Raw genomic sequence first — 21,639 nt, 5'->3', positions numbered from 1 at the left:
GCAGTTTATCCATCGCCGATCTGGTCGAACTGCTCGATATCGGCGCTGATGTGGATCTGGTCGGGGTACTCACGTGCTGCGACAGAGCGGGCAAAGTCGTCGTGGCCGACGATTTCGATCAGGCGGGTGTAGACGGTGTAGTCCCACGTGTCGAAGGTTCCGGATTCAGGAAGCCCCTTGTGGAGCGCCACCGCGTGTTTCGATGGCGGCTTCGGGTGTGGCCCCTTGAGTTCGACCCCCTTTCGCTCGGCGCGGTCCTTGATGTCAGCGACGACGGCGTCGAGTCTGTCGCCGTCTCCGCTTTTGAGCGTCAGTCGCGTCACGAAGGGCATACCTGCGATTTGACGGCCGCTGACTAAACCCGTTCGCTTCTGTGTGGCTCCGAGTGGCATCGCTCGAATCGCGGGATGTTAGCCAGGCCCGGAGTTCGACATTCTCTTTACACGGGGGCGAGTAGTTACAGGTAATGATAGAGGCCACGAGTGCGGGAGCAATCCTCTTTCGCGACACGCGTGGCCGGCGGGAGTACCTGCTGCTCAAGAGCCGCCCCGGCGACTGGGAGTTTCCCAAGGGCGGGGTCGAGGGTGAGGAGGAGCTTCAACAGACCGCCATACGCGAAGTGAAAGAGGAGGCCGGAATCGAGGATTTCCGGCTCATCGACGGCTTCCGCGACGATTACGACTACGTGTTCGAAGCGCAGGGTGACACCATCCACAAGACAGTCCACCTGTTTATCGCCCGCTCGTTCGAGGCGTCGGCCGAACTTTCGAACGAACACCGGGACATGCAGTGGCGCGACTACGAACAGGCGATAAATACGATCACACAGGACGGCCCCCGCGAGATACTCGAAGAGGCCGACGAGTTCCTCGACGAGGAGGTCGAGGACGCAGACAGCGACTGACGACTCACCAGCGGTCGCCGCTGGCGAGGTCCCGCTCGCTGTCCACTTTCGAGGAGGGGCAGATATCTTCGAGCGTGCAGTCTCCGCAGTCGGGGTTCCGAGCGGTGCAGGTCGCACGCCCGTGACTGATGAACAGGTGTGTGAGCTGTTGCCACTCCGATTCTGGAACCAGATCCATCAACTCACGTTCGATCGCATCGGGACTGGACTGTTCAGTTATCCCCAGACGGCGGGTGATCCGCTGTACGTGTGTGTCGACGACGACTCCCTCGACGACGTCGTGGCCGTGCTGGAGCACCACGTTTGCGGTCTTTCGACCCACGCCCGGCAGGTCCGTGAGTTCGCTCATCGTGTCCGGGACTTCGCCGTCGTGTTCGTCGAGAATCTGCTGGCAGGCCTCGCGGATGTAGCTCGCCTTGTTGTTGTAGTAGGTGATCGAGTTGAGATCCTCGGCCAACTCCTCCTGGTCGACGGCGGCGTAGTCTTCGGGGCCGTCGTACTTCTCGAAGAGGTGTTCCGTCTCGGCATTGACTCGCTCATCCGTACACTGTGCTGAGAGAATGACGGCGATCAGCAGTTCGAGCCGATTCGAGAAGCGAAGCGATATCGAGGAGTCGGGGTAGGCTTCCTCCAGACGGTCGATCACTTCGCGGACCTGCTTCTCGCGTGATGGCAGCGACGTTCCCATAGCCGGAGTTCGTGTCGGGTCGGTTTGAGCGCACCGACTCGGACGCCGAGAGGAGCGCGCCGATCCGGATTCGATTTACTGCCCGGACAGCCACGCCCGAAGCACCTGTTCGTACTGTTCATCGTCGATTTCTCCCGCAGCGAGCGCGTCGCTTGCAGCGTCGAGCGTCTGACCCGACTCGCCTGAGTCGCGTTCGGGGTCGGATATCGATGTCGACCCGCGGCTCATCCGAGGACCGTCGACCGGGTGTGACCCATCCCCATCCAGAATTGCTCCGTCGAACCTGACCGTACCGGGGTCGGAGCGTTCGACGGTGTAGACCAGCCGCGCTGGCTCGCCGTCCAGTTCCCACAGCGAGTACAGCCGTTGCCCGTCAGACACGAGCGTTTCAGGTTCCGGCTGGACCGATTCGACGGATGCGGTCCCACCGTTGATTGACTCACGGAGTGCGACCCGACCGCTACGCGGCGGTATCTCGACGACGACTCGCGCCCGCCCTGACGACGAGAATGTGAGTGTCTGTTCGTGTTGCTGCTGGCGGGTGTCCGGAAGCTGTATCTCGACGGTTCGCGGGCTATTGGACTCTCGGCGTCCGGGGGGCTGTTCCTGTGCTGTCTGTGGCCCCCGAAGTTGGTCCCGCGCCCACTCTGGGCCAGCAACGCGCGTCCACAGCGTCAACAGCGTCGGCAAGACGAGGACGCTCCCGATGAACGCGTAGATAATGCTGAGCGCGGTGATGAGTCCGAACTGCCGCAGCGGCGGCAGGATGGCGAAAACGAGTACACCGAAGCCACCGACCGTCGTTGCAGCACTGCCGAGCAACGCACCGCCGGTCCCCGTCACGGACGTCTCCATCGCCGCCCAGACGTCGCTCTGTCGCTCCAGTTCAAGTGTGTACCGCTCGCTCACGTGGATGCTGTAGGCCACGCCCAGACCGATAGTGAGACTCAGGATCATCCCCGTGATGACGTTGAACGGGATCGAGAGCAGATACATCGAGCCACCGATCCATGCGGTGGCAATCGCGACTGGAGCCAGCGTCACCGCGCCGAGCGAGGCACTCCCGTTGGTGATCCGGTACGCGGCCATCAGGAACAGGAAGACGGCGACCAGCGTGATTGCGAGGCTCTCGAAGACGGTATCGAGCAACTGGTCCTGGATGACCGTGTTCAGAATGAGCGTTCCGGTGACGGTGGCCCGCAGCGTGTCGCCGGAGAGGTCGTCAGCAACCGACTGCATCTGGTCGGTCACGTCCTGACTGGGGGCGTCTCCGCGAACGGCGACGGTGAGTCGCAGCGCGCGATACTCGTCGTCGGTCCGGTGGATGTACTCCGCGGCCCGCTCGGGGGCGAGTTCGAACATCCCGTCGTACAGGTCGGCGATGTTCTGGTCCGGAATCCCGTCGCCGTTCGTGTCTGCCGCTTGCACCTGCTGGCCAAATTCGGGATTCTCCTCGGCGAGTTGAGCCAGCAACGAAAGCGGGCTTTCGATCGCTGGCTGTCCGGTCGGAAGCGTCTGGGTGACGTCCTGTTGCGCCAGCCGTGCCCGGGTCTGACTGAGTTGCACTATCGTCTGTGAGTCGGTTATCTCCCCACGTATCAGAATCTCGGCGGTCGCGTCACTTCTGATGAACCGTTCGTTGACGAACTGGAGCGACGATTTGGCAGTATACGTCTCGGGGGCGAACGGTTCGGGCAACTCCGTCATCCACTCCGGTGGGTCGTCAGCGAGAAAGTCCTCCTGATCGAACGAGGTATCGACCTGGAGCGCGCCCGCAGCGCCAGCCACTCCGAGTAACAGAACGACCGCGATGACGACCGCTGGTGCGCGTCGCGCGCCCCGTGACCCGACAGCGAGGAGCGAGCTAAACTGTCCGCCGCCGGTGCCGAAGGCCCGCTTGCTGCGGTCCCAACCCCGCGCTTCGAGCAGTTCGTCGAGTTCGACCTTGATCGCCGGGACGAGCGCGCCGAAGATCACGAGCGCGGAGACGATGCCTGCCGCCGAGACGATTCCGAACTCGCGGATCGGCTGGACTGGGCTCGTGACGTTCGAGAGGAATCCGATCGCCGTCGTCGCCGTGACGAAGACCAGCGCGACCCCGACGCCTGCAAGCCCCGTGTGCATCGCCTCTCTCACACCAGCCTGCGTTCCGTCTGCCCCCCGATGTTCGCGGTGTCGCATGAAGATGTGGATCGCATAGTCGATAGAGAGACCGATCAACAGGACCGGGACGGCGACGAACACCTGCCCGAAGTCGATCCCGGTCCAGCCCATGAATCCGAAGGTCATCAGCAACACCGCCCCGATTCCGAAGAGACCGAGCAGGATGTCGAGCGGGTCCCGGTAGGCGATGGTGAGCGTCAGAAGCACGAACGCGAGTGCCAGCGGGGCGACGACAGTGAGGCTGTCGGACATCGAGGCGCTGATCTCGTGTGAGATGATACCGCTGCCGAAGACCTGATACTCGTCGGGGGACATCTCTGCTCCGATCGAGCGCATCTCCAGTTGTGCGTCGATCGTCTCCTCGCCAGCCGCCTGATTGACCGCAGAATCGGTCTGGGCGACCTGTGTGACGCTGATGACCGTCGCCTCGGCCGTCGTCGCCCCGGGTTCGTAGTCGGTCGGCATCAGCGACAGTATCTCGGCGCTCCGGGCGGACTGTCCCGGGCCGAGCGCCGCCGAAACCGCCGCCTGCAGTTGCTCCGAGTCGACCGACTGCAGAAGCTGCTGCTGTTCGGACAGCGACAGCGTCGGTACCTCCCCGTTTGCTTGCTCCGCTCCCCCGTCCTCCTGCGCTAACTGCTGGCGATACGCGGTCTGTGCAATCGCGTTCGCCACGCTAAACGTCGGGTTCTCATCGACAAACGTGGTGCGAACGACGTCGGTTTCGTGCAACCGCTGCTGGTATTCGAGCATCGCAACGAGCGACTCCCGCGAGAGGACGTTCTCTCCGCGGACGACAACCTGTGCAATAGTCGTCTCACCCTCCCCCTCGAAGTTCGTCTCGATGTAGTCGAGCGCGTCCGACTGCTCGGATTCGGTCTGGAACTGTTCGAGCGACGTCACGCTGTCGACCGCTGGCGCACCGGCACCGACGCCCGCGACGACGAGCAAGAGGACGACGATCGTCGGTCGAGTGCGTGCCGTGATCGCTCCAGACAGCCGCTCTGGGAGACTCATCGGTCCCTCCCGTACCAGTCCCGGACTCGAATCATGCTGACCTGTCTATGCCCGATTTCTTCCCGATCCGGTATAAATCGACTGTTGTGACACGAATGTCCCAAACTCTATAGGTGGCTGTATCTATCAATAGGGTATGGCGTTCCGTCGGCTATTGCGCGGGGAAATCGCGGAGGAAACCCTCGAAGGGATCGCGAGGGAGGCGGCCAGCCGGTACGACCAGCGGCTGGAGTCGATTCGGCTACTCGAAGCCGACAACTGGCTGTCGACGCCTGCGGTGCTCAACGAGGAGTTCTTTCTGAAGATCATCACACCACAGAACACGTTCGTTCACGGGCTGTTGACGACCGGTCGCAACGTCGGGGTCTTTGCGAGCGGAACGGAGGGGTTCTTCGAGCGGTTCGGGACGCCAATCGGGATGGCCGAACACGAACTCGACGCCGCCAGACAGATGCGCGAATTCGGGGTGAACGTTCCGGAGCCACTGGAGGCGTTCGAACACGAAGGGTACGGCGTCGTCGTGTTCGAGTATCTGGACGGATACGAGACGCTCGAAACGCTCAGCCCCAACCAGGTCGAGTCAGTCGCACCGGACCTGTTTCGCTCGCTGGCCCGGATGCACGACGCCGAGTTCGTTCACGGCGACCTCCGCGGGGAAAATGTACTCATCGTCGACGACGAACTGTTTTTTATCGACGCCACGAACGTTCGCGAGGACGCCATCGACGACGCCCGGGCGTACGACATCGCCTGCGCGCTGGCCGAACTGGAGCCACACATCGGCGCGGCTACTGCCGTCCGAATCGCCGCACAGTATTACGACAACGACACGCTCATCGATGCAGAGCGGTATCTCGACTTCGTGAGCATCCGTCCCGACCACGACTTCGCGGCGCTCGCGCTGAAAGGCGAGATCGTCAAGCAGACTGATTAATATATAGATTCTTGAATTATGCGATACCAGGACGCGGTATATATAGAATAAGAAAGATTAATACAGATATAGCGTTTCGGGTCAACTATGGAGACGCGCAAAGTGCAGGTTACGGGCGGGTCGACCTACACGGTGTCGTTACCGAAAGACTGGGCGACGAACAACGCAGTCAGTAGCGGGTCAGTCGTGGAGTTTCACTCCGAGGACGACCTGCTTCTGTTGACGCCGCGGGACGAGGAGGGACACACTGAGGGCGAACTCGACATCACGGGACTCACTGAAGAACACGAGATAACTCGGGCGGTCATGACGATGTATGTCAGCGGCTTCGACGTGATCCGGCTGACGACAGACCGGATGACGGCAGAGCAGCGCCGGACCGTTCGGGACGCAACACAGCGACTCGTCGGTCTCGAAGTCATCGAGGAGATGCCCGACGAGATGGTGTTGCAGGACCTGCTCGACTCCTCTGAGCTGTCGATCGAAAACGCCGTCACGCGCATGCGGCTCGTCGCTTTGACCATGCTCGAAGACGCCGTCGAGGCGCTCGTGACGAACGACGACGCACTCGCCCACGACGTGATGGAACGGGACGACGACGTGGACCGACTGTGGTACATGACCTCCCGCGTGTTTCGGACCGTGTTGCGCAACCCGACCGCAGCGGACGACATCGGCTTCTCACGGGAGACCTGCTTCGACCTGCAATCGAGCGCTCGACAGCTCGAACGGATCGCGGACCACGCGACCAAGATCGCGACGCTCTCGCTCGAGATCTCTGCGGTCCCCGATTCGATGGCGGAACCGCTCCGCGACCTCCATCGGGAGGCCTCGACGATTCCCGAGACTGCGATGGACGCGCTGCTGGCCGACGACTCTGACGAGGCGACTGCCCTTGCCAGCCAAGCGCGCGCAGACGTCGAGACTGTCGACGAACGAACCCGCGCAGTCGACACCGAAATTCACGAGGCCGACCCACAGACCGCGCAGGTTCTCGGACTCGTCATCGACTCGCTCTCGCGGACTGCTGACTACGGGACCAACATCGCGGAAAATGCACTGCAGAAGGCCGCACCACGGCCCTAGAGTACCCACCCGCAGCGATTCACAGCCACGTCAGGTTCGGTGCATCGATTCGCGGTTTCGCTGAATGTGCTCGAACAGGCGCGCGCCACAGTTGTTACAGTCGACAGCAGCCACCTGATGTGCAGTACAGCAGGACTCGACCATCTCGGTGCCCAGCTCCGGGATACCCCCGCAGTTCGGACAGCTCGTCATAAACAGACGAAGTCCGGTCAGTAGTTGACTTTTCTGCTGGACGGAAAACGAGTCCCAGTTCTGGACTGCATCTTCGAGGACTCGGGCCGCACCGACGTCGGCATGGAACGCCGCCTTCGACTCCCAGCGGCCGATGCGTTCACCGTCGACCCCAACCTCGAACGCCTCGTTATCTCCGAAGTCTTTGAACTCGACATCTCGGTCCGAGACGTCGAGCAGTTCGAGCATCGCCTCGCGTTCCGTGCTGTCTTCCTTCGCGTTCTGTATCTCTTCGTGCCAGACTTCCCGGAACGAGTCAGCGAGACAGAGGTCGTCGCTGTCCTCGCACTCTTCGAGCGCACCGATCTGCAGCAGCGCCGCCTCTGCGTCCAGCTGTTCGTCTTCCGGGATCTGCTCGCCCTGCCACTCCGCGAGCGGTTCCTTGCCAAATAGCCGGAGCAGCCAGACCGGGAAGTACCGCTTTGTCAACGTCGGTGTCCCCGGCACGAAATACCCCTTGAGATAGATCACGACGACCGACGCAGCAAACACCAGTAGCCCCGTCGTCATCGCCATCTGAACGGATGCGACCGCAAACACCGCGAGTCCGACCACCCACGCGAACATCCCTGCAAGCAGCGTGTTGACGGCTGTACACGGCAGACAGCGGTTTTCCCCTGTGTACTTCTGATCTTTCAGCCCCCCGAGTCGTCCGGTCGTTTCTGCCATATGTTGTTGATCGGCAAGGCAAAACTTGAGTGTTGCGCACGGAGGAACTGCTGCGACCGTGATCGAGTGACGATGACCAGAACCGATGGGGGAGATTCAAGCCTGCCACGCTCGTAGGCCGGGTATGGGAAATGCAGACCTCCGTGATCTCGCTGTCATCGAACCGATCTCCTTCGATGAACTTGCGGGGTCGGTCGTCGCTGTCGACGCGCACAACTGGCTGTATCGATATCTCACGACGACAGTCAAGTGGACGGCAAGCGAGTCCTACACCACGGCAGATGGGACCGAGGTGGCAAATCTGATCGGCGTCGTGCAGGGGCTCCCGAAGTTTTTCGAACACGATATGACTCCCGTGTTCGTCTTCGACGGCGCAGTCACGGACCTCAAAGACGACGAGGTACAGGCCCGACGCGAGCAACGCGAGCAGTACGAAAGCGATCTGGCGGAGGCACGCGAACGTGGCGACGAGATTGCAATCGCCCGACTCGATTCTCGCACACAGCGACTCACCGACACTATCGTCGAGACCACCCGAGAACTCCTCTCCGTGCTCGACGTGCCCGTCGTCGACGCGCCCGCCGAGGGGGAAGCCCAGTGTGCGCACATGGCCCGGACTGGCACCGTCGAGTACGCCGGAACCGAAGATTACGACGCGCTGCTCTTTGGCGCGCCGCTGACACTGCGACAACTCACCTCCAAGGGTGACCCGGAGTTGATGGATCTGGACGCGACACTCTCGAAGCACAATCTGACGTGGGAGCAACTCGTCGACGTCGCCATCCTCTGTGGAACGGACTTCAACGAGGGCATCTCCGGGATCGGTCCGAAGACGGCCGTCGACCTGATCTCCGAACACGGCGACCTGTTTAGCGCCCTCGACGCTCGGGGCGAACATATCGACCACGCCGACCGGCTCCGGTCGCTCTTTCTCGACCCCGCAGTCAGAGACGTGGCTGTCGACACAGACATCGACCCGAACGTCGACGCCGCGCGCGAATACGTCGTCGACCAGTGGGGGGTCGACCCTGACGAGGTGCGTCGCGGCTTCGAGCGCATCGAAGATTCGCTCGTCCAGACCGGGCTGGGCGAGTGGACGTAGCTGCTGGGCGAATGGACGTCGGTTATCGCTTGCTCACGCTCGTTCGCGCCGCTGTCACAGCGAGCAGGACGACGGTCAGCACGAACACTCCTGTCGCCAGGTCGTAGGTGGCGGACCCAGCAGAGAGCGCGACGGAACTGCCGCCGAAGATTCCAGCGACTGCGGCAAACACAGGGATGACACAGGAGATACAGGAGAAGAGTCCGAGGAGACCGGCGACGGCACCGCGTGACGTGCCAGCGACTGCCCGGTAGACGGCGTAGGTCAACGCGAGATAGCCAATCACCTCGAATGGGATGAGCACAGCGGCGATCTGGGCATTACTGTAGGAGATGATCGGTCCCCACCCGGGGGTCGCCCACGTGACTGTCAGGCCGTTGTTCGCGGTGGTCAGGTCGACGACGCCGCCGACGTAACTCAACAGGAACAGATACCCGACGGCGACCGCCGCGCCGAGTCGCGGTCGAAGGCGTGGCGGCCCCGAGGTGTAGAGATACACGACGAGCCAGATGCTGGCGACGATCCAGACGAAGGGCAACAGCGTGTGTCGGGTCGACGTGACGGCTGCGCCAGTTCTACCGACGTAGGCGAACAGCAGACCGACGAGGAGAAACCAGGCGAGGAAGGCGAGGACGCTCGCGGGCCTGAGCAGAAACTCGACAGCGCGCCTGATGCCCTGATTTCGCGACCGTGTCGACATTATCGGTGATCAGTCTCTCCCGCTCTTATATCGTTCGACTGGTGCGGGCCAAGAGGAGTCCGGAGTCGCGGCGTCCGGTGATCGGTCAGGCCCTAGTCGGATTTCCCTTCCGATTCTCCGGCAACAGCAGAATCGCAACTGCAGCCAGCACGACCAGCGAGATGCTCACGCCGAGATAGATCTCTGAGGACACTTCGACACCGAGCATCGATAGGACGGTCCGAAACTCGACGATGACCGGTATCGAGAACGCGAGCAGGACGAGCAATCCGGCTCTCGATGGACGCTTCATCCGACCACCTCTATCAGTACCTCAACCGGGACGAGCAGCCCGCTCTGGCCGAACACGCCCGACCCCTGAATGATGGAGGCGACTGGCAGGACGTATGTGAACGTGATCAACACCAGTGCAATCGCCGTCCAGAGCTTCAGATTGCTCAGCACCTTTGGGGCGTGTTCCGGCCCTGACAGCGCCGGTGGCAGCGTCTCCTCGGTCGCCTTCGGTCGGTTGCTGACCGCGAAACTCGACAGCAGGAGGTGAGCGAAAAACAGCACGAGCGAGAGCGACAGGATGACGCCCCCGAGTGCGATCTGTAGCCGAAGCTCGGAGATGGATCCGAGCGCCGACGAGTAGTCGAAGTTCGAGTACGTCGGGTCGGCGGTCCGACGCGGAACGCCAGCCAGACCAGCACGGTGCATCGCGTTGCCCATCAGGACCATCCCGATGAACCACAACAGCACCTGCACAAGTCCAAGTTGCTTGCTGAACACCTCGCGGCCGGTGAGTTTCGGCAGGAACCAGTAGGTTGAGGCCATGATGGAAAGCGCCACAGCCGTGCCCACAGTCATGTGGAAGTGACCGACGACCCACAGCGTGTTGTGCACGAGGTAGTTGAAGTTCATCCCCGCGTTGACCATGCCGGAGAAGCCAGCGGCTGCGAACATCAGTCCGGCCAACACCATCCCTGTGAAGGCCGGAGCACGCCAGGGCAGCGCGGTCAGCCAGCCGAGATACCCTTCACCACCGCGCTGACGAGCGCCGTGTTCGATGCTCGCGACGACGGTGAAGGCAGTCAACAGACTCGGTAACAGCAGGAACATCGTGTTCGACATCGCGAGGAACTTGAAGCCTTCTGCGATACCGGGATCAGTGTACTGGTGGTGGATGCCAGTTGGCACGGAGAGAAGCAAGAACAGCACGAAGACGATTCGTGCGAGTGGGTCGCTGAACAGCCGACCACCAGCGAGCTTCGGCAGGATGACGTACCACATCATGTACACTGGCAGCAGCCAGAAGTAGACCACCGGGTGGCCGAAGAACCAGAACAGCGTCCGCGTCAACAGGGGGTTGACGCTGTCGACGAGCCCCAGCGACCACGGGATAATGAGGAAGATTACGGCAATCGCGATACCGATGGTGGTGAGATACCACATCAACATCGTCGTCAGCACCATGAACGTTCGCAGCGGGGTGCGCTCGTCGGGGTTGTCCTTCTTCCAGGCCCACCACGAACGGAACCAGTCGAACCCGGCGAGCCAGGTGCCGACGATGAACACTGCCAGCCCGATGTAGTAGATCGGGTGTGCTTCGAGTGGCGTGTAGAACGTGTAGAGGACGGTCGCGTCTAGGTTCGTCGTATCGATGAATCCGCCCAGAATTGCGGTTGCGGCCAGCACCGTCCCGACTGTCATCAGCCCGTACCAGAGCCTCGTGAGTTGGATGTTCTCCGACGCCCGGTCGAGACTATCGGTGATCGCCCACTGGAAGAACCCGACGAGGAAGTAAATGGTGAACAGCAGCACCATCGCGACGCCGTGCAGCGTCAAGACGGTGTAGTACGTCGAATGGTCGATTATCTGCAGATAGCCCGTGCGATGGAGCGCCTGAATCAGTCCCATCACGCCGCCGAGAAAGAGTGCGACGAATGCACTCGTCAGCGCGGCCTTGACGATGAACGCCTCGTCGGGGTATCGGTCGACGAATACGTTCCCCATCAGGAACCACCCTCCCACTCGTCTTGCGGAACGACTCGAAGCTGTCCTTCCATCACGTGATGTTGCGGACCGCAGTATTCGTGACAGATGTAGCCGTAGGTCCCGGGTTCGTCGAACTCGACGGTGAATTCGGATATCTGCCCGGGCACGATCATCGTGTTGACGTTCGTGCCGACGATCTCGAACCCGTGGATGACGTCACCGGAGGTGATGTAGAAATCGACCGTGCTGCCCGCTGGAATTTCGAGTTCTCCGGGAACGAAGCTCGGATGGAACGCGAGCATGTTCACCTCGTAGTGGTCGCCGCTCACGTGATGGACACCGGTGTTCCCGAACCGTTCGTGGTCGGACAGCGAGTCGGGGTCGACCGTTCCCCCTTCGTCGGAGATCATCTTGATGCCGACCCCGGCCGCCCCGAACGAGACGGTGGCGATGAACCCGACGATCAGAAGCAACGAGACGCTGAACCAGAGCTTCTCGTATCGATGTATCTCCATTACTTACACCACCGTTGGGCCGTTTCCGAGGAATTCGACGAAGTACATGAACACCCACAGGGCCGCGACGATGACAAAGTAGATGAATATCAACACGAGCGTCCCCACGGGGTCGAACTCGTCGTGACTGATCTCCCGTTCTAGTTCGCTTGCCGTCTCCGGTTGCTCGGTGGACGAACTCATTTCTACCTACCTCTTTCGACCCCCACGGTTTTAATTCGGTCGCCATTCCCAACCCGTGGGAACGTTGGCGGTTGATTAAATACAGTTCGTCCCTACCTAGTAAAACATGAACGTTCCATCAACAGACGAGGTGCCCCTCCCGCCACACGTCATCGCTATGCTCGGTATCCTCGCAACCGTTCCGATCACAGCCTACGCCTCCGCTACCGGCTACATTCTGGAGGTAAGCCTCATCCTCACGTTCGTGAACGTATTTCTCATCACGTCCTCGCTGGTCTTTCTGTTCGGACCGGACGAAGATCCTTCCCCCGGAGAAGTGGCGTCACTGGACGAGGTCTGATGAGACTCGCCAGCACACGCGTGGCTGACCACTCCTGATGGACTGTACACTGTGTGACCTGCCCGTCGAATCGCACGCCGTCACGGGCGAGTCCGTCGATGGAACCTTCTGCTGTCGGGGGTGTCTGGAAGTCTACCGACAACTCGGAGATGTCGATCCGGATCAGGCCAAATCGACACAGCACGCCGACGACGAGACGTATCCCGACACCGCAGCGTCGACGTACTTCTCGGTCGACGGGATGCACTGTTCGACGTGCGAGGTGTATCTCGAACTGGCAGCAGACGAGGCCGACGGCGTGTACGACGCAGACGCGAGTTACGCCGCGGAGACCGTCAAAGTCGTCTACGATTCGGACCAGGCAGACAGCGAGGAGATAGCCGACGCAATCTCCGGGTTCGGCTACGTGGCCGCCAGTCGCGGTGACGACACCGAGACCGGATCCGACCTGCAGAGCCGCCTGCTCGTCGGCGGCATCTTCGGGATGATGGCGATGACGTGGTACGGCATCTTTCTGTACCCGACCTACTTCGGTTTCGACCCAATCGTGACGCTCGGAACGTTCGACGGGGCCTACCTGTACGGCCAACTCGCCGTCGTCACTGCGGTCATTCTCCTGTACACAGGCGGGCCGATGCTCCGCGGCGCGTACGTCAGTCTTCGCACACGGCGGCCGAACGTGGATCTGCTCGTCACCGTCGCCGCACTCGCCGCGTATCTGTACAGTACCGCACGCCTCCTCACAGGTGGGTCGGACCTGTACTACGACGTCACTATTGTCGTCGTACTCGCGGTCACCATCGGCAACTACTACGAAGACCGCATCAAACGACGGGCGACCGGCCTGCTCGCAGATCTGACGGAGTTGCAGGTCGACACAGCTCGGCTGGAGAACGGAGAGACAGTGTCAGTCGAGACACTCGACCCCGGCGACCGACTGCTTGTCAAGCCGGGCGAACGGATCCCGGTCGACGGCACTGTCCGAGAGGGACGAGCAGCGGTCGACGAAGCGCTGGTTACCGGCGAATCACTTCCGGAGACCAAGACGGCGGGCGACGCCGTCGAGGGCGGCACCGTCGTTACCGATCGTCCGCTCGTCGTCGAGGTCGGTGCGGACGCAGACAGCACGCTCGACCGCATCGTCGAGATGCTCTGGGAGATACAGGCGACCCGGCCCGGCGCACAGCGCGTCGCAGACAGGCTGGCGACTGTGTTCGTTCCGCTCGTTCTCTCTCTTGCGGGGTTGATCACAGTCGCGCTTCTGGTGACCGGTAGTTCACTCCAGGCAGCGGTGTTGACTGGTCTGACAGTGTTGATCGTCTCCTGTCCCTGCGCGCTCGGACTCGCGACGCCGCTTGCCGTCGCCGCTGGCTTACAGTCGGCCGCGAACAGGGGAATCGTCGTCGCCACACCAGCGCTGTTCGAGTCGGCAAGCGACGTCGACACGGTGGTTTTCGACAAGACCGGCACTGTCACGGACGGACGCATGTCGGTGACGGCGGTTCACGCACCCGAACACAGTCCGGAATGGGTGCTCGAACGCGCGGCCCGCGTCGAGCGGTTCTCGGACCATCCTATCGCGGTGTCGATCACCGCGGCCGCGTCAGTCGAGCACGCACAGACCAGCGACGAGATGGCCGACTTCGAGTCGTTCCACGACGGCGTCGCCGGAACCGTCGACGGCGACCGGGTACTCGTCGGCCACCCAGACCGGTTTTCGGAGGCTGGCTGGCCGGTGCCAGAGGAACTGTCGGACCCCATCGTGGCGGCCCGCGAGCAGGGGTCGGTTCCGGCCGTCGTCGGCTGGAATGGGACCGCAACGGGCGTGGTCGTCGTCGGTGATTCGCCACGGCCCGAGTGGGACGAGGTGGCGAGCGAACTGGCAGATCAGATGCGAATCGTCGTGCTGACCGGCGACGACAGCGTCGCCGCGGGCTGGCTCCGGGATCACCCGGCGGTCGACGAAGTCTTCGCTGGTGTGCCGCCCGACGGGAAGGCGGAAACTGTGCGGCGACTCGCGGCGACCGAAACCGTCGCCATGGTCGGCGACGGGAGCAACGACGCACCAGCGCTCGCGGCCGCCGACGTCGGCGTCGCGCTGGGCGACGGGGCGAAACTTGCGTCGGACGCCGGTGATGCCATCATCGTCGACGGTAACCTCAGGCGCGTCCCCGATGTCTTCGACATCGCAACGCGGACGCGGCGACGCATCAGGCAGAACCTCGCGTGGGCGTTCCTGTACAACGGCATCGCGATACCGCTCGCGCTCACCGGCGTGTTGAATCCGCTGTTTGCCGCGCTCGCGATGGCGACGAGTAGCCTCTTCGTCGTCGCAAACTCTGCTCGCACGCCCGAGAAACGAGTCACCGAGGACACAACAGTCGACCAGCCGAGTCAGGACCCCGCGGCGAATGCCGCTCCGACGTGATGGCCACTGTGTCAGTCCGTGTGACATGGCATCGAACGGAGCGACGACACGTCCGATGCGGGGAATGGTGACTTTGATATAGCTGGTGAATCAATAGCGTCCTGTAGCTGGAATGGACTCACCGAGCATCCTTCTCGTCGAAGACGACCCGGAACTCGCCAGTATACACACCGATTTTCTCGACGACGAGTATCAGGTCACGACCGTTCACAGCGGCGAGACAGCGCTGGAGACGCTCGGAGACGAGTTCGACGTCATCCTGCTCGACCGCCGTCTGCCAGTCGTCTCGGGAAACGAGGTGCTCGCAGCGATCGAAAACCGGAATCTCGACTGCCGGGTTGCGCTTGTCACCGCTGTCGCCCCGGATTTTGACATCATCAATCTCGGCATCGACGACTACCTCGTCAAACCGGTCACGAGAGCGGAGTTGCGCGAGACAATCTCACGACTGCTCTCGCTCGACGAGTACACCGAACACAAGCGCAAACTCACTGCAAAGCGACTCAAGCGAAATCTCCTCGAAGTCGAGAAGAGTCGGCGCGAACTGCATGGCAGCCCCGAATTCGTCGAACTGACCGCTGAAATCGACGAACTCGAAGCCGAGATGGAGTCGATAGCCGAATCGCTCGACGTCGAGAACATCGAAAGTCGGCTGTGATCGACGGGCGTTCTCCCCGATCAACAGTCCCGTCCGCGTTCCTCACTTCCGTTCGACCATGTCGCCGAGCGTGTAGCTGCCAGCATCCGAGTCGCTTTCCCACTCGGTGTCGTCAGCACCGCCGCTCTCGGACAGATCGATGTCGAGTTCGTGTTCGAGTTTGGACTGAATTTCGTCGGTCGGGAGCGTCGACCCCTGTTCGAGTTTCCGGATGAGACTCGCTTTCTCGTTGAGTCGCTTCGCCAGGTCCTCCTGACTGAGTCCCGCCTTCTCGCGCGCCGTCCGGATGCGCTCGTCGTAGTCCTGCGCGATTTCGTCGATGTCGTCGAACATCTCGGTGTTCCGGGATGAACTCCCGCCGGAACTCCCGCTCGTCCCCCCCGTCGTGCTGCTACTGGAAGACGAACTCGAAGACGACGAGGTGGAATACTTCGTCGATGTCGACGAACTGCCCTCGTCCGTTTTCACCTCCGTCCCGAAGTCCGTACACTCGTCACAGACATCGAGTTCAGCCCCTTCGATCTTGACGCGGTTTGGATTTGCCGTCTCCGTTCCGCACATCTCACACTGAACCATATCTGCCGTAGATTGGCCGCAGGCATAAAACGCACGCACACTCCAGATGATGCCGTCTCGTACGAACTCATATTACCGTATCGGAAGGTCGTTTACAGGTCCCGCATCGCTCCGGAGAAGCGCTGGAGAGCGGTCAGGTGGCCGACGACGGCAAAGACGACGAGCAGCCAGCCGATCAGCCCGAGACCGTACGCAGTCGCGTCGGTCAGGACTCGCAGCGTCGCCACGACGCCGACCAGCGCGAGTCGGTCCGCTCGCCCGAGCAACCCGCCGTACACTCGGTCGAGACCGACAGCCTGTGCCTGTGTTCCGAGATACGAGGTCATCAACACACCCGTGACTGCGGTGAATCCGAGCGCGAACGCCTCGATACCGGCGGCCAGCCCTGCGAGGATCAGAATGTCAGAATAGCGGTCGAAGACGTGGTCGAGCAGGTCACCGGCGGCCGACTGACTGTCGAGTTCTCGCGCGAGCGCACCGTCGAGCAAGTCGAGCATCCCGTTACAGAACACCAGCACGGCACCGAGTAGATACAGCGACCGCATCTCCCCGGCACCGTAGAAGCTGAGTCCAGCAGCCAACGCAGTCACCAGCGCGATGACGCTCACGCCATTCGGCGTCAGACCGACGCGTCTCGCGCCCCCGACGAATGGTTCGAGCACTCGCTCGGCCACCGGTCGCAACGAGTCGAGAGTCATGCTCTGCTCACCGTGTCACACTCGCTTTGGGATACTCCGGTGCTGGACAAATATTTGTGGTTCCTCGGCTCACAGATAGTCGATGTAGGAGACGGTTCCGGCGGACGGTTCGCGCCTGCCGTTGATCACGTCCTCGATCGCCGCTGCAACCTCCGCGATGGATCTGTCTGTCGTCTCGATTTCGTACACGTTCTCACGCCCGTAGAGTTCGACGGCTTCGGTCAGGATGACGTCGAGCGCCTCGCTCTCTGCGTTCTCCGTGATCGATTCCTCGGCGTGGTCCGTCCCGTCGAGGCGCTGTTCGAGTTGCTCGGGATGACAGCGCAAGACGACGACCCTGTCTGCCGGGAACTGGTGTGCGAGATGTGACTCGAAGATGACGCCCTCCCTCCCGGACAGCCACTCCGCCGTGGCCTCGATGTCGACCACGAGCGAATCGCGTTCGGCGTCCCGGCCGGTCGTCAACCCCTCCTCGCGAACGACGTCGTTGAGATGGACGACGTCCAGATCCGTATCGAGTGCCTCCGTTGCGCTCGTCTTTCCCGTCCCGGGCGTGCCCGTGACTGCAACGCGAAGACCCCCTTTTCGGGGTGGACTTGCCTCATCTGGGTCGGACCCGTCGCTCATCAGTCGAGAACCCCGTTTATCGCCTCGATAGCTTCGGGCATGGTCTCGCGAGTCCCGCACGTTATCCGGACGCATTCAGGAAGCCCGAAACTCGAACAGTCACGGATGATGACGCCCTGTTCCTGAGCTGCAGCTGCGACAGTCTCGCCGTCGCCGACGTCGGCGAGCACGAAGTTGCCGCCGCTCTCCCATGTCGGCGCCGCGAGATTGTCGTGAATGTACTCCCGCGCCCACCGCACCGTTTCGACGGTTCGTTCGAGGTGCTCATCGTCGTCGAGTGCCGCCAGTCCGGCGTGACAGGCGATCAGACTCACTGCGAAGGGCGTGTTCACTCGTTCGTAGGCGTCGGCCCACTGCTCGGGGACCAGCGCGTAGCCGAGTCGAAGCCCCGCGAGACCGTACGCCTTCGAGAACGTCCGAAGGACCGCGATGTCGTCGCGCTCGTCGACCAGCGCGCGCGCAGACGGGCTATCGGTGAACTCGCCGTATGCTTCGTCGACGACCAGAAGCGTCTCGGAGTCGGTTTCGGCCGCGAGCGTCGCTATCTCCTCGCGCGGCATCTCCGATCCGGTCGGATTGTGCGGACTCGTCACGTAGACGATCCGGTGACCGTCGTAGGCCTCCAGGACTCCGCTTGCGGTCTGGGCGAAGTCGTCGCTCCGTTCGAGGCGATACTGGTCGACCGTCGCGCCGTGATACCGGGCGCTCATCGGGTAATACGCGAATCCGGGGTCTGGAACGAGGACGCTGTCGCCGGGGTCGAGCATGGCCCGTCCGAGATAGTCGAGCACCCCATCGCCGCCAGCGCCCAGCCAGACCTGTCGGTCGTCGACACCCCACTCGTCTGCGATTGCCGCTTCGAGATCCGTGTGAGCGGCCTTCGGATAGGTGTGAACGCGCTCTGCGTGCCCGGAAATTGCCTCGACTGCGGCCGGACTCGGGCCGAAGGGGTTCTCGTTCGAGGAGAGTTTCACCAGACTCTCCGGATCGAGACCGAGATCGCGTGCGACCTCCTCGATCCCCCGGCCAGCGCGATACGGCGTGTGGTCCGACAGGTCCCGCGTGTTCATGTTCGGTGGGAGCGGACGGCCAGTCTTAAGCGTGGTTATCGCGGACTCGCGCGGCCATCTCACGGGGTTGATCCGAGAAGATTAGAGAGCGAGTGCGAGTCAGAACGGCGCTTCGAGTTCCTCGTCGGACACCTCTCCCTCGACTGTCCCGCTCTTTCCGATCAGCACCCGGAACTCGCCGTCGTCGCGCTGTCGGTACTCCCAGCGGAACTGCGGCCCCGCTTCGGCGTCGAACTGGTGATACAGGGGCTTGGGGTCGTGGTCGTTCACCAGCACGAACCCCTCGCCGCCGTCGAGCTCGGCGTAGCTCTCGAAGATCAACTCGTGGCGCTTCGCGGGCGGCAGGTCCCGAACGTCGAGTTCCTCTGTGATCGCTATCGAGTCGTCAGTGTTCGTTTCACTTTCGTTCGCCGCCGTCTGTTTCGTCTCGCTGTCGGTCGCTGCTGTCTGTTCAATCTCGTCTGTGTCTGCTCCGTGGGCGTTCGCCCCGTGTTCGCAGCCACCGGCGGCAGATTCTCCTGATACCGCCTCTGATCCCTCTCCAACCTCCGCGCGCTTCGTGACATGGACGCGACAGTAGCCGGGTGACTGCTCGACTATCTCCCAGTCGAACGAGTCGCCGTACTGCCTTTGGAACTCCTGGCGGAGCGGACGTGGCTCGTGGGGTGCGACGAGTTCCAGCGTCCTACCTTCCGGGATCATCCCGTAGCGGTGATGGATGGTCGGATGTCGCTCTGCTTTGGGAATCTCGCGGACGTCGTAGGTCGTGACCACGTCTCGCTCACTCGCATCTGACGCCGCCGTCTTCTCTATCCGAACGCGCCACTCGGAACGCCCCTCCTGTTCGTACTCCCAGTCGAGGCTGTCGCCGTGCATCGATCGGAGTTCGTGATACAGGGGCTTGGGGTCGTGGTCGTTCACCAGCACGAACCCCTCGCCCGCCTCCAGCGTCTCGAACGTTTCGAGCAGGGCCTCGTGTCGCCGCTGGGGGATCAGGTCACGTACGTCGAACGACCCCATCTCCCCGTCGAGTGGTCCCTCCTTGGTCATCTGCAGTCGGCGCGGGTCGCCGTCGGGTTCGTCGTGCTCCCACGTGAGCGACCGGCCCCGGTCGTTTTGATACTGAATCAGGAGCGTGTTGACCTGCCGGTCTGCGGTCAGCGCGATCTCGGTCCCCGCCTCCGCGTCGTCGAGCGCGTCGAAGAGGAGTTCCTGGTGCGTTTCGTCTGGATGCGTTCGCAAGTCGAGTGCTCGTGTCATCTCCGTGGTCGATCATTTCGACGCTGACGGATGACCGCTACCCCGAAGCGGTTCGGGACGACCCACAAATAGCGCTCCCACAGATCTAGAGACGATGACGACCACGCACGAAAACTCCTGGTCTGCGAACCTCGAACAGCCCAGATACGCCGACAGTCCAGCGCTCGCTGTCGACGACGCTCTCGATGCGATAGCACGCACGGCGTCAGGCTATCACGTGAATCTGGTCACGCACGGCAATCTCGGGCATCCAGCGGACTTTCTCTACGACGAACTCGACGTCGCTGATTACGATATCGAGTGGGAGTACGTCGACCAGTGTGGCTGTGGCGGGCACGTCACTCGGGTTCACGTTCGGTGAGCTGCCCCAAACCAGACGGCGGTCGGTCTGATCCGAATATATTCGGAGACAGGTGAAGGGGAACGCGCGTCGAAGGAGTGCCTATGAGCGCCATCCTGGGGAATCTGGACACCGACCAGCAACCGCCGATGACGGTTCCGCTCCGTCACTTCGCCATCGGACTCTGCGTTCTGCTCGTCGGCGTGGGATTCGGCATCGGACTGGTCGTCGATAGCGTTCCCGGATGGGGCACACTCGCACACGTCCACCTGTTGCTGGCTGGCTGGGTCTGTCTCACGATCATGGGGGCGATGACGCAGTTCGTCCCCGTTTGGTCGGGCGTCGACCTGCACTCGCGACGGCTCGCGAACGTCCAGCTACTCCTGGTCACGCTGGGGCTGCTCGGGTTCGCAACCGCGTTTGTGCGGGAAACGGTCGCCTGGCTCGCCCCATTCGGGGCGGTGATGCTGGTCGGGTTCTGGGTCTTCGTCTACAACATCTCGCGAACGCTCGTAGGCGTCGACGAGTACGACGTGACGGAGCGTCACTTCGGCTACGCGATCGTCTTCTTTCTCGCACTGACGGCTCTCGGACTGGTTCTCGCGGTCAACCTCTCTCACGGGATTCTCCCCTCGGCGTCGGTCTCTCACCTCGAACTGCGGAGCGCGCACGCGACGCTCGCGGTCTTTGGGGCCGTTCTGACGACCATCTACGGCGCGCTGTACCAGCTCGGGACGATGTTCACACAGACCGAGTTGCACGGAATCGACCACTACCTCCAGTCGGTCGAGGAGGGCGGCCATCTCGCGGGCGCCGTCCTGCTGGCAGGTGGTCGCCTGTTCGAGAGTCCCGCGCTCGCCCGAGTCGGTGGACTCCTGGTTCTCGCTGGCGCGATTGCCATCGCGGTCGTTCTCGGGCGCAAACTCGTCGAGATGCGCGTCGAGTGGACGCCCATGCACAGTCGGTACGCCGTTCTCGCGCCCGCGCTGGTTCTCTGGGCGCTTTTCTCCGTTTCGGCATGGGTGCGCCAGCCGACTGCGCCCCAGCACCTGTTTGGCGCGTCCGGCTCCGTTCACCTCCTACTACTCGGCGTGATCGGGTTCGTCATTCTGGGGACGCTCTATCACATCGTCCCATTCATCATCTGGGTCCACCAGTACAGCGACCGACTCGGCTTCGAGGCGGTGCCGATGATCGACGACCTCTACGACGACCGACTCGCGACGGTCGATTTTGCGCTCGTGCTCGGCGGAACGGTTCTGCTCGTCCTTTCGGAGATGGCACTCCACGCCGACACCGTTACGGGTGCCGGTGGCGCGCTCGTGACGCTCGGACTCTGTGTCTTCATCGCGAACATGCTACTGGTCGTCCACAGGCACAGTCCACAGCCGCTGGACCGAATCGTGCTCGGGCGGTTCAGTCCACGACGGATTGACTCACAGCAGGGTCACACGGCGTCGGATTGACTCTCGG

23 protein-coding genes are annotated in these 21,639 nt (G+C 62.3%); 9 read left to right on the top strand and 14 right to left on the bottom strand.

Annotation, left to right across the window (positions count from 1 at the left end; genetic code table 11):
- Positions 1-5: 5 nt before the first annotated feature.
- Positions 6-332, bottom strand: a complete 327-nt coding sequence (locus ACMGFL_RS07660) for a 30S ribosomal protein S10 (RefSeq protein ID WP_436934945.1) — start codon at positions 330-332, stop codon at positions 6-8.
- Between the two features lie 134 nt (positions 333-466).
- Here ACMGFL_RS07660 and ACMGFL_RS07655 point away from each other — a divergent pair, with 134 nt between their 5' ends.
- Positions 467-904, top strand: a complete 438-nt coding sequence (locus tag ACMGFL_RS07655) for a bis(5'-nucleosyl)-tetraphosphatase (protein WP_436934944.1) — start codon at positions 467-469, stop codon at positions 902-904.
- Between the two features lie 4 nt (positions 905-908).
- Here the strand turns inward: ACMGFL_RS07655 and nth are convergent, their stop codons facing one another.
- Complete coding sequence (nth, locus tag ACMGFL_RS07650) at positions 909-1,592, bottom strand: endonuclease III (protein ID WP_436934943.1); 684 nt, start codon at positions 1,590-1,592, stop codon at positions 909-911.
- 75 nt (positions 1,593-1,667) lie between these two features.
- Positions 1,668-4,772: an efflux RND transporter permease subunit gene (locus ACMGFL_RS07645; RefSeq protein WP_436934942.1), complete on the bottom strand. Its 3,105-nt coding sequence runs from the start codon at positions 4,770-4,772 to the stop codon at positions 1,668-1,670.
- A gap of 136 nt (positions 4,773-4,908) precedes the next feature.
- Here ACMGFL_RS07645 and ACMGFL_RS07640 point away from each other — a divergent pair, with 136 nt between their 5' ends.
- Positions 4,909-5,706, top strand: a complete 798-nt coding sequence (locus ACMGFL_RS07640) for an RIO1 family regulatory kinase/ATPase domain-containing protein (protein ID WP_436934941.1) — start codon at positions 4,909-4,911, stop codon at positions 5,704-5,706.
- A gap of 87 nt (positions 5,707-5,793) precedes the next feature.
- Positions 5,794-6,792, top strand: a complete 999-nt coding sequence (locus tag ACMGFL_RS07635; protein ID WP_436934940.1) for a PhoU domain-containing protein — start codon at positions 5,794-5,796, stop codon at positions 6,790-6,792.
- Between the two features lie 30 nt (positions 6,793-6,822).
- Here ACMGFL_RS07635 and ACMGFL_RS07630 read toward each other — a convergent pair whose 3' ends face one another.
- Positions 6,823-7,692: a DUF8054 domain-containing protein gene (locus tag ACMGFL_RS07630; RefSeq protein WP_436934939.1), complete on the bottom strand. Its 870-nt coding sequence runs from the start codon at positions 7,690-7,692 to the stop codon at positions 6,823-6,825.
- A gap of 124 nt (positions 7,693-7,816) precedes the next feature.
- Here ACMGFL_RS07630 and fen point away from each other — a divergent pair, with 124 nt between their 5' ends.
- On the top strand, positions 7,817-8,794 hold the full coding sequence (gene fen, locus ACMGFL_RS07625; protein WP_436934938.1) for a flap endonuclease-1: 978 nt from the start codon (positions 7,817-7,819) through the stop codon (positions 8,792-8,794).
- Positions 8,795-8,816: 22 nt separating this feature from the next.
- Here fen and ACMGFL_RS07620 read toward each other — a convergent pair whose 3' ends face one another.
- From ACMGFL_RS07620 to ACMGFL_RS07600, 5 genes are all read right to left on the bottom strand, one after another.
- The gene (locus ACMGFL_RS07620) at positions 8,817-9,494 is read right to left on the bottom strand and encodes a DUF7546 family protein (protein WP_436934937.1); all 678 of its coding nucleotides are present in this window, start codon (positions 9,492-9,494) and stop codon (positions 8,817-8,819) included.
- Positions 9,495-9,579: 85 nt separating this feature from the next.
- Entirely contained in the window at positions 9,580-9,786 is a 207-nt protein-coding gene (locus tag ACMGFL_RS07615) for a CbaC protein (protein ID WP_436934936.1), read from the bottom strand.
- Positions 9,783-11,489 (bottom strand): b(o/a)3-type cytochrome-c oxidase subunit 1, encoded by a 1,707-nt coding sequence (locus ACMGFL_RS07610; RefSeq protein ID WP_436934935.1) that lies wholly within the window; start codon positions 11,487-11,489, stop codon positions 9,783-9,785. Before ACMGFL_RS07610 ends, ACMGFL_RS07615 begins: the two co-directional genes overlap by 4 nt.
- The gene (locus tag ACMGFL_RS07605; protein ID WP_436934934.1) at positions 11,489-11,986 is read right to left on the bottom strand and encodes a cytochrome c oxidase subunit II; all 498 of its coding nucleotides are present in this window, start codon (positions 11,984-11,986) and stop codon (positions 11,489-11,491) included. Before ACMGFL_RS07605 ends, ACMGFL_RS07610 begins: the two co-directional genes overlap by 1 nt.
- A 3-nt stretch (positions 11,987-11,989) precedes the next feature.
- Positions 11,990-12,169 carry a hypothetical protein gene (locus ACMGFL_RS07600; protein ID WP_436934933.1) on the bottom strand — a complete coding sequence of 60 codons (180 nt, stop codon included), beginning with the start codon at positions 12,167-12,169 and terminating at the stop codon, positions 11,990-11,992.
- A gap of 106 nt (positions 12,170-12,275) precedes the next feature.
- Here ACMGFL_RS07600 and ACMGFL_RS07595 point away from each other — a divergent pair, with 106 nt between their 5' ends.
- The 3 genes from ACMGFL_RS07595 (at position 12,276) to ACMGFL_RS07585 (ending at position 15,595) form a co-directional block, all read left to right on the top strand.
- Complete coding sequence (locus tag ACMGFL_RS07595) at positions 12,276-12,509, top strand: DUF8131 family protein (protein WP_436934932.1); 234 nt, start codon at positions 12,276-12,278, stop codon at positions 12,507-12,509.
- 37 nt (positions 12,510-12,546) lie between these two features.
- Positions 12,547-14,937: a heavy metal translocating P-type ATPase gene (locus ACMGFL_RS07590; protein ID WP_436934931.1), complete on the top strand. Its 2,391-nt coding sequence runs from the start codon at positions 12,547-12,549 to the stop codon at positions 14,935-14,937.
- A 112-nt stretch (positions 14,938-15,049) separates the two neighbouring features.
- Complete coding sequence (locus ACMGFL_RS07585) at positions 15,050-15,595, top strand: response regulator transcription factor (protein ID WP_436934930.1); 546 nt, start codon at positions 15,050-15,052, stop codon at positions 15,593-15,595.
- 42 nt (positions 15,596-15,637) lie between these two features.
- Here ACMGFL_RS07585 and ACMGFL_RS07580 read toward each other — a convergent pair whose 3' ends face one another.
- The 5 genes from ACMGFL_RS07580 to ACMGFL_RS07560 all read right to left on the bottom strand — a co-directional run bounded on the left by ACMGFL_RS07580 (position 15,638) and on the right by ACMGFL_RS07560 (position 19,826).
- Positions 15,638-16,171 (bottom strand): multiprotein bridging factor aMBF1, encoded by a 534-nt coding sequence (locus ACMGFL_RS07580; protein WP_495849329.1) that lies wholly within the window; start codon positions 16,169-16,171, stop codon positions 15,638-15,640.
- 92 nt (positions 16,172-16,263) lie between these two features.
- A complete protein-coding gene (locus tag ACMGFL_RS07575) occupies positions 16,264-16,869 on the bottom strand; it encodes a CDP-alcohol phosphatidyltransferase family protein (RefSeq protein ID WP_436934928.1) in 606 nt (201 codons plus the stop codon).
- 69 nt (positions 16,870-16,938) lie between these two features.
- Positions 16,939-17,496: an adenylate kinase family protein gene (locus tag ACMGFL_RS07570; RefSeq protein WP_436934927.1), complete on the bottom strand. Its 558-nt coding sequence runs from the start codon at positions 17,494-17,496 to the stop codon at positions 16,939-16,941.
- Entirely contained in the window at positions 17,496-18,566 is a 1,071-nt protein-coding gene (gene hisC, locus ACMGFL_RS07565; protein WP_436934926.1) for a histidinol-phosphate transaminase, read from the bottom strand. Before hisC ends, ACMGFL_RS07570 begins: the two co-directional genes overlap by 1 nt.
- 99 nt (positions 18,567-18,665) lie before the next feature.
- Positions 18,666-19,826, bottom strand: coding sequence for a DUF2249 domain-containing protein (locus ACMGFL_RS07560; protein ID WP_436934925.1), 1,161 nt, complete (start codon positions 19,824-19,826; stop codon positions 18,666-18,668).
- 94 nt (positions 19,827-19,920) lie between these two features.
- Between ACMGFL_RS07560 and ACMGFL_RS07555 the strand changes: the two genes are divergently transcribed.
- Together ACMGFL_RS07555 and ACMGFL_RS07550 are read left to right on the top strand one after the other, a co-directional pair.
- Positions 19,921-20,187: a CGCGG family putative rSAM-modified RiPP protein gene (locus ACMGFL_RS07555; protein WP_436934924.1), complete on the top strand. Its 267-nt coding sequence runs from the start codon at positions 19,921-19,923 to the stop codon at positions 20,185-20,187.
- Between the two features lie 83 nt (positions 20,188-20,270).
- On the top strand, positions 20,271-21,632 hold the full coding sequence (locus tag ACMGFL_RS07550) for a hypothetical protein (protein WP_436934923.1): 1,362 nt from the start codon (positions 20,271-20,273) through the stop codon (positions 21,630-21,632).
- Positions 21,633-21,639: the final 7 nt, after the last annotated feature.

Source organism: Halovenus marina (assembly GCF_051414115.1).
GTDB lineage: Archaea > Halobacteriota > Halobacteria > Halobacteriales > Haloarculaceae > Halovenus > Halovenus marina.
This window is presented reverse-complemented; position numbering and strand designations above follow the sequence as displayed.

Coding starts and splice junctions, on each gene's coding strand:
- ACMGFL_RS07660 (WP_436934945.1), bottom strand. CDS start 332: ATGCCCTTCGTGACGCGACTGACGCTCAAAAGCGGAGACGGCGACAGA.
- ACMGFL_RS07655 (WP_436934944.1), top strand. CDS start 467: ATGATAGAGGCCACGAGTGCGGGAGCAATCCTCTTTCGCGACACGCGT.
- nth (WP_436934943.1), bottom strand. CDS start 1,592: ATGGGAACGTCGCTGCCATCACGCGAGAAGCAGGTCCGCGAAGTGATC.
- ACMGFL_RS07645 (WP_436934942.1), bottom strand. CDS start 4,772: ATGAGTCTCCCAGAGCGGCTGTCTGGAGCGATCACGGCACGCACTCGA.
- ACMGFL_RS07640 (WP_436934941.1), top strand. CDS start 4,909: ATGGCGTTCCGTCGGCTATTGCGCGGGGAAATCGCGGAGGAAACCCTC.
- ACMGFL_RS07635 (WP_436934940.1), top strand. CDS start 5,794: ATGGAGACGCGCAAAGTGCAGGTTACGGGCGGGTCGACCTACACGGTG.
- ACMGFL_RS07630 (WP_436934939.1), bottom strand. CDS start 7,692: ATGGCAGAAACGACCGGACGACTCGGGGGGCTGAAAGATCAGAAGTAC.
- fen (WP_436934938.1), top strand. CDS start 7,817: ATGGGAAATGCAGACCTCCGTGATCTCGCTGTCATCGAACCGATCTCC.
- ACMGFL_RS07620 (WP_436934937.1), bottom strand. CDS start 9,494: ATGTCGACACGGTCGCGAAATCAGGGCATCAGGCGCGCTGTCGAGTTT.
- ACMGFL_RS07615 (WP_436934936.1), bottom strand. CDS start 9,786: ATGAAGCGTCCATCGAGAGCCGGATTGCTCGTCCTGCTCGCGTTCTCG.
- ACMGFL_RS07610 (WP_436934935.1), bottom strand. CDS start 11,489: ATGGGGAACGTATTCGTCGACCGATACCCCGACGAGGCGTTCATCGTC.
- ACMGFL_RS07605 (WP_436934934.1), bottom strand. CDS start 11,986: ATGGAGATACATCGATACGAGAAGCTCTGGTTCAGCGTCTCGTTGCTT.
- ACMGFL_RS07600 (WP_436934933.1), bottom strand. CDS start 12,169: ATGAGTTCGTCCACCGAGCAACCGGAGACGGCAAGCGAACTAGAACGG.
- ACMGFL_RS07595 (WP_436934932.1), top strand. CDS start 12,276: ATGAACGTTCCATCAACAGACGAGGTGCCCCTCCCGCCACACGTCATC.
- ACMGFL_RS07590 (WP_436934931.1), top strand. CDS start 12,547: ATGGACTGTACACTGTGTGACCTGCCCGTCGAATCGCACGCCGTCACG.
- ACMGFL_RS07585 (WP_436934930.1), top strand. CDS start 15,050: ATGGACTCACCGAGCATCCTTCTCGTCGAAGACGACCCGGAACTCGCC.
- ACMGFL_RS07580 (WP_495849329.1), bottom strand. CDS start 16,171: ATGGTTCAGTGTGAGATGTGCGGAACGGAGACGGCAAATCCAAACCGC.
- ACMGFL_RS07575 (WP_436934928.1), bottom strand. CDS start 16,869: ATGACTCTCGACTCGTTGCGACCGGTGGCCGAGCGAGTGCTCGAACCA.
- ACMGFL_RS07570 (WP_436934927.1), bottom strand. CDS start 17,496: ATGAGCGACGGGTCCGACCCAGATGAGGCAAGTCCACCCCGAAAAGGG.
- hisC (WP_436934926.1), bottom strand. CDS start 18,566: ATGAACACGCGGGACCTGTCGGACCACACGCCGTATCGCGCTGGCCGG.
- ACMGFL_RS07560 (WP_436934925.1), bottom strand. CDS start 19,826: ATGACACGAGCACTCGACTTGCGAACGCATCCAGACGAAACGCACCAG.
- ACMGFL_RS07555 (WP_436934924.1), top strand. CDS start 19,921: ATGACGACCACGCACGAAAACTCCTGGTCTGCGAACCTCGAACAGCCC.
- ACMGFL_RS07550 (WP_436934923.1), top strand. CDS start 20,271: ATGAGCGCCATCCTGGGGAATCTGGACACCGACCAGCAACCGCCGATG.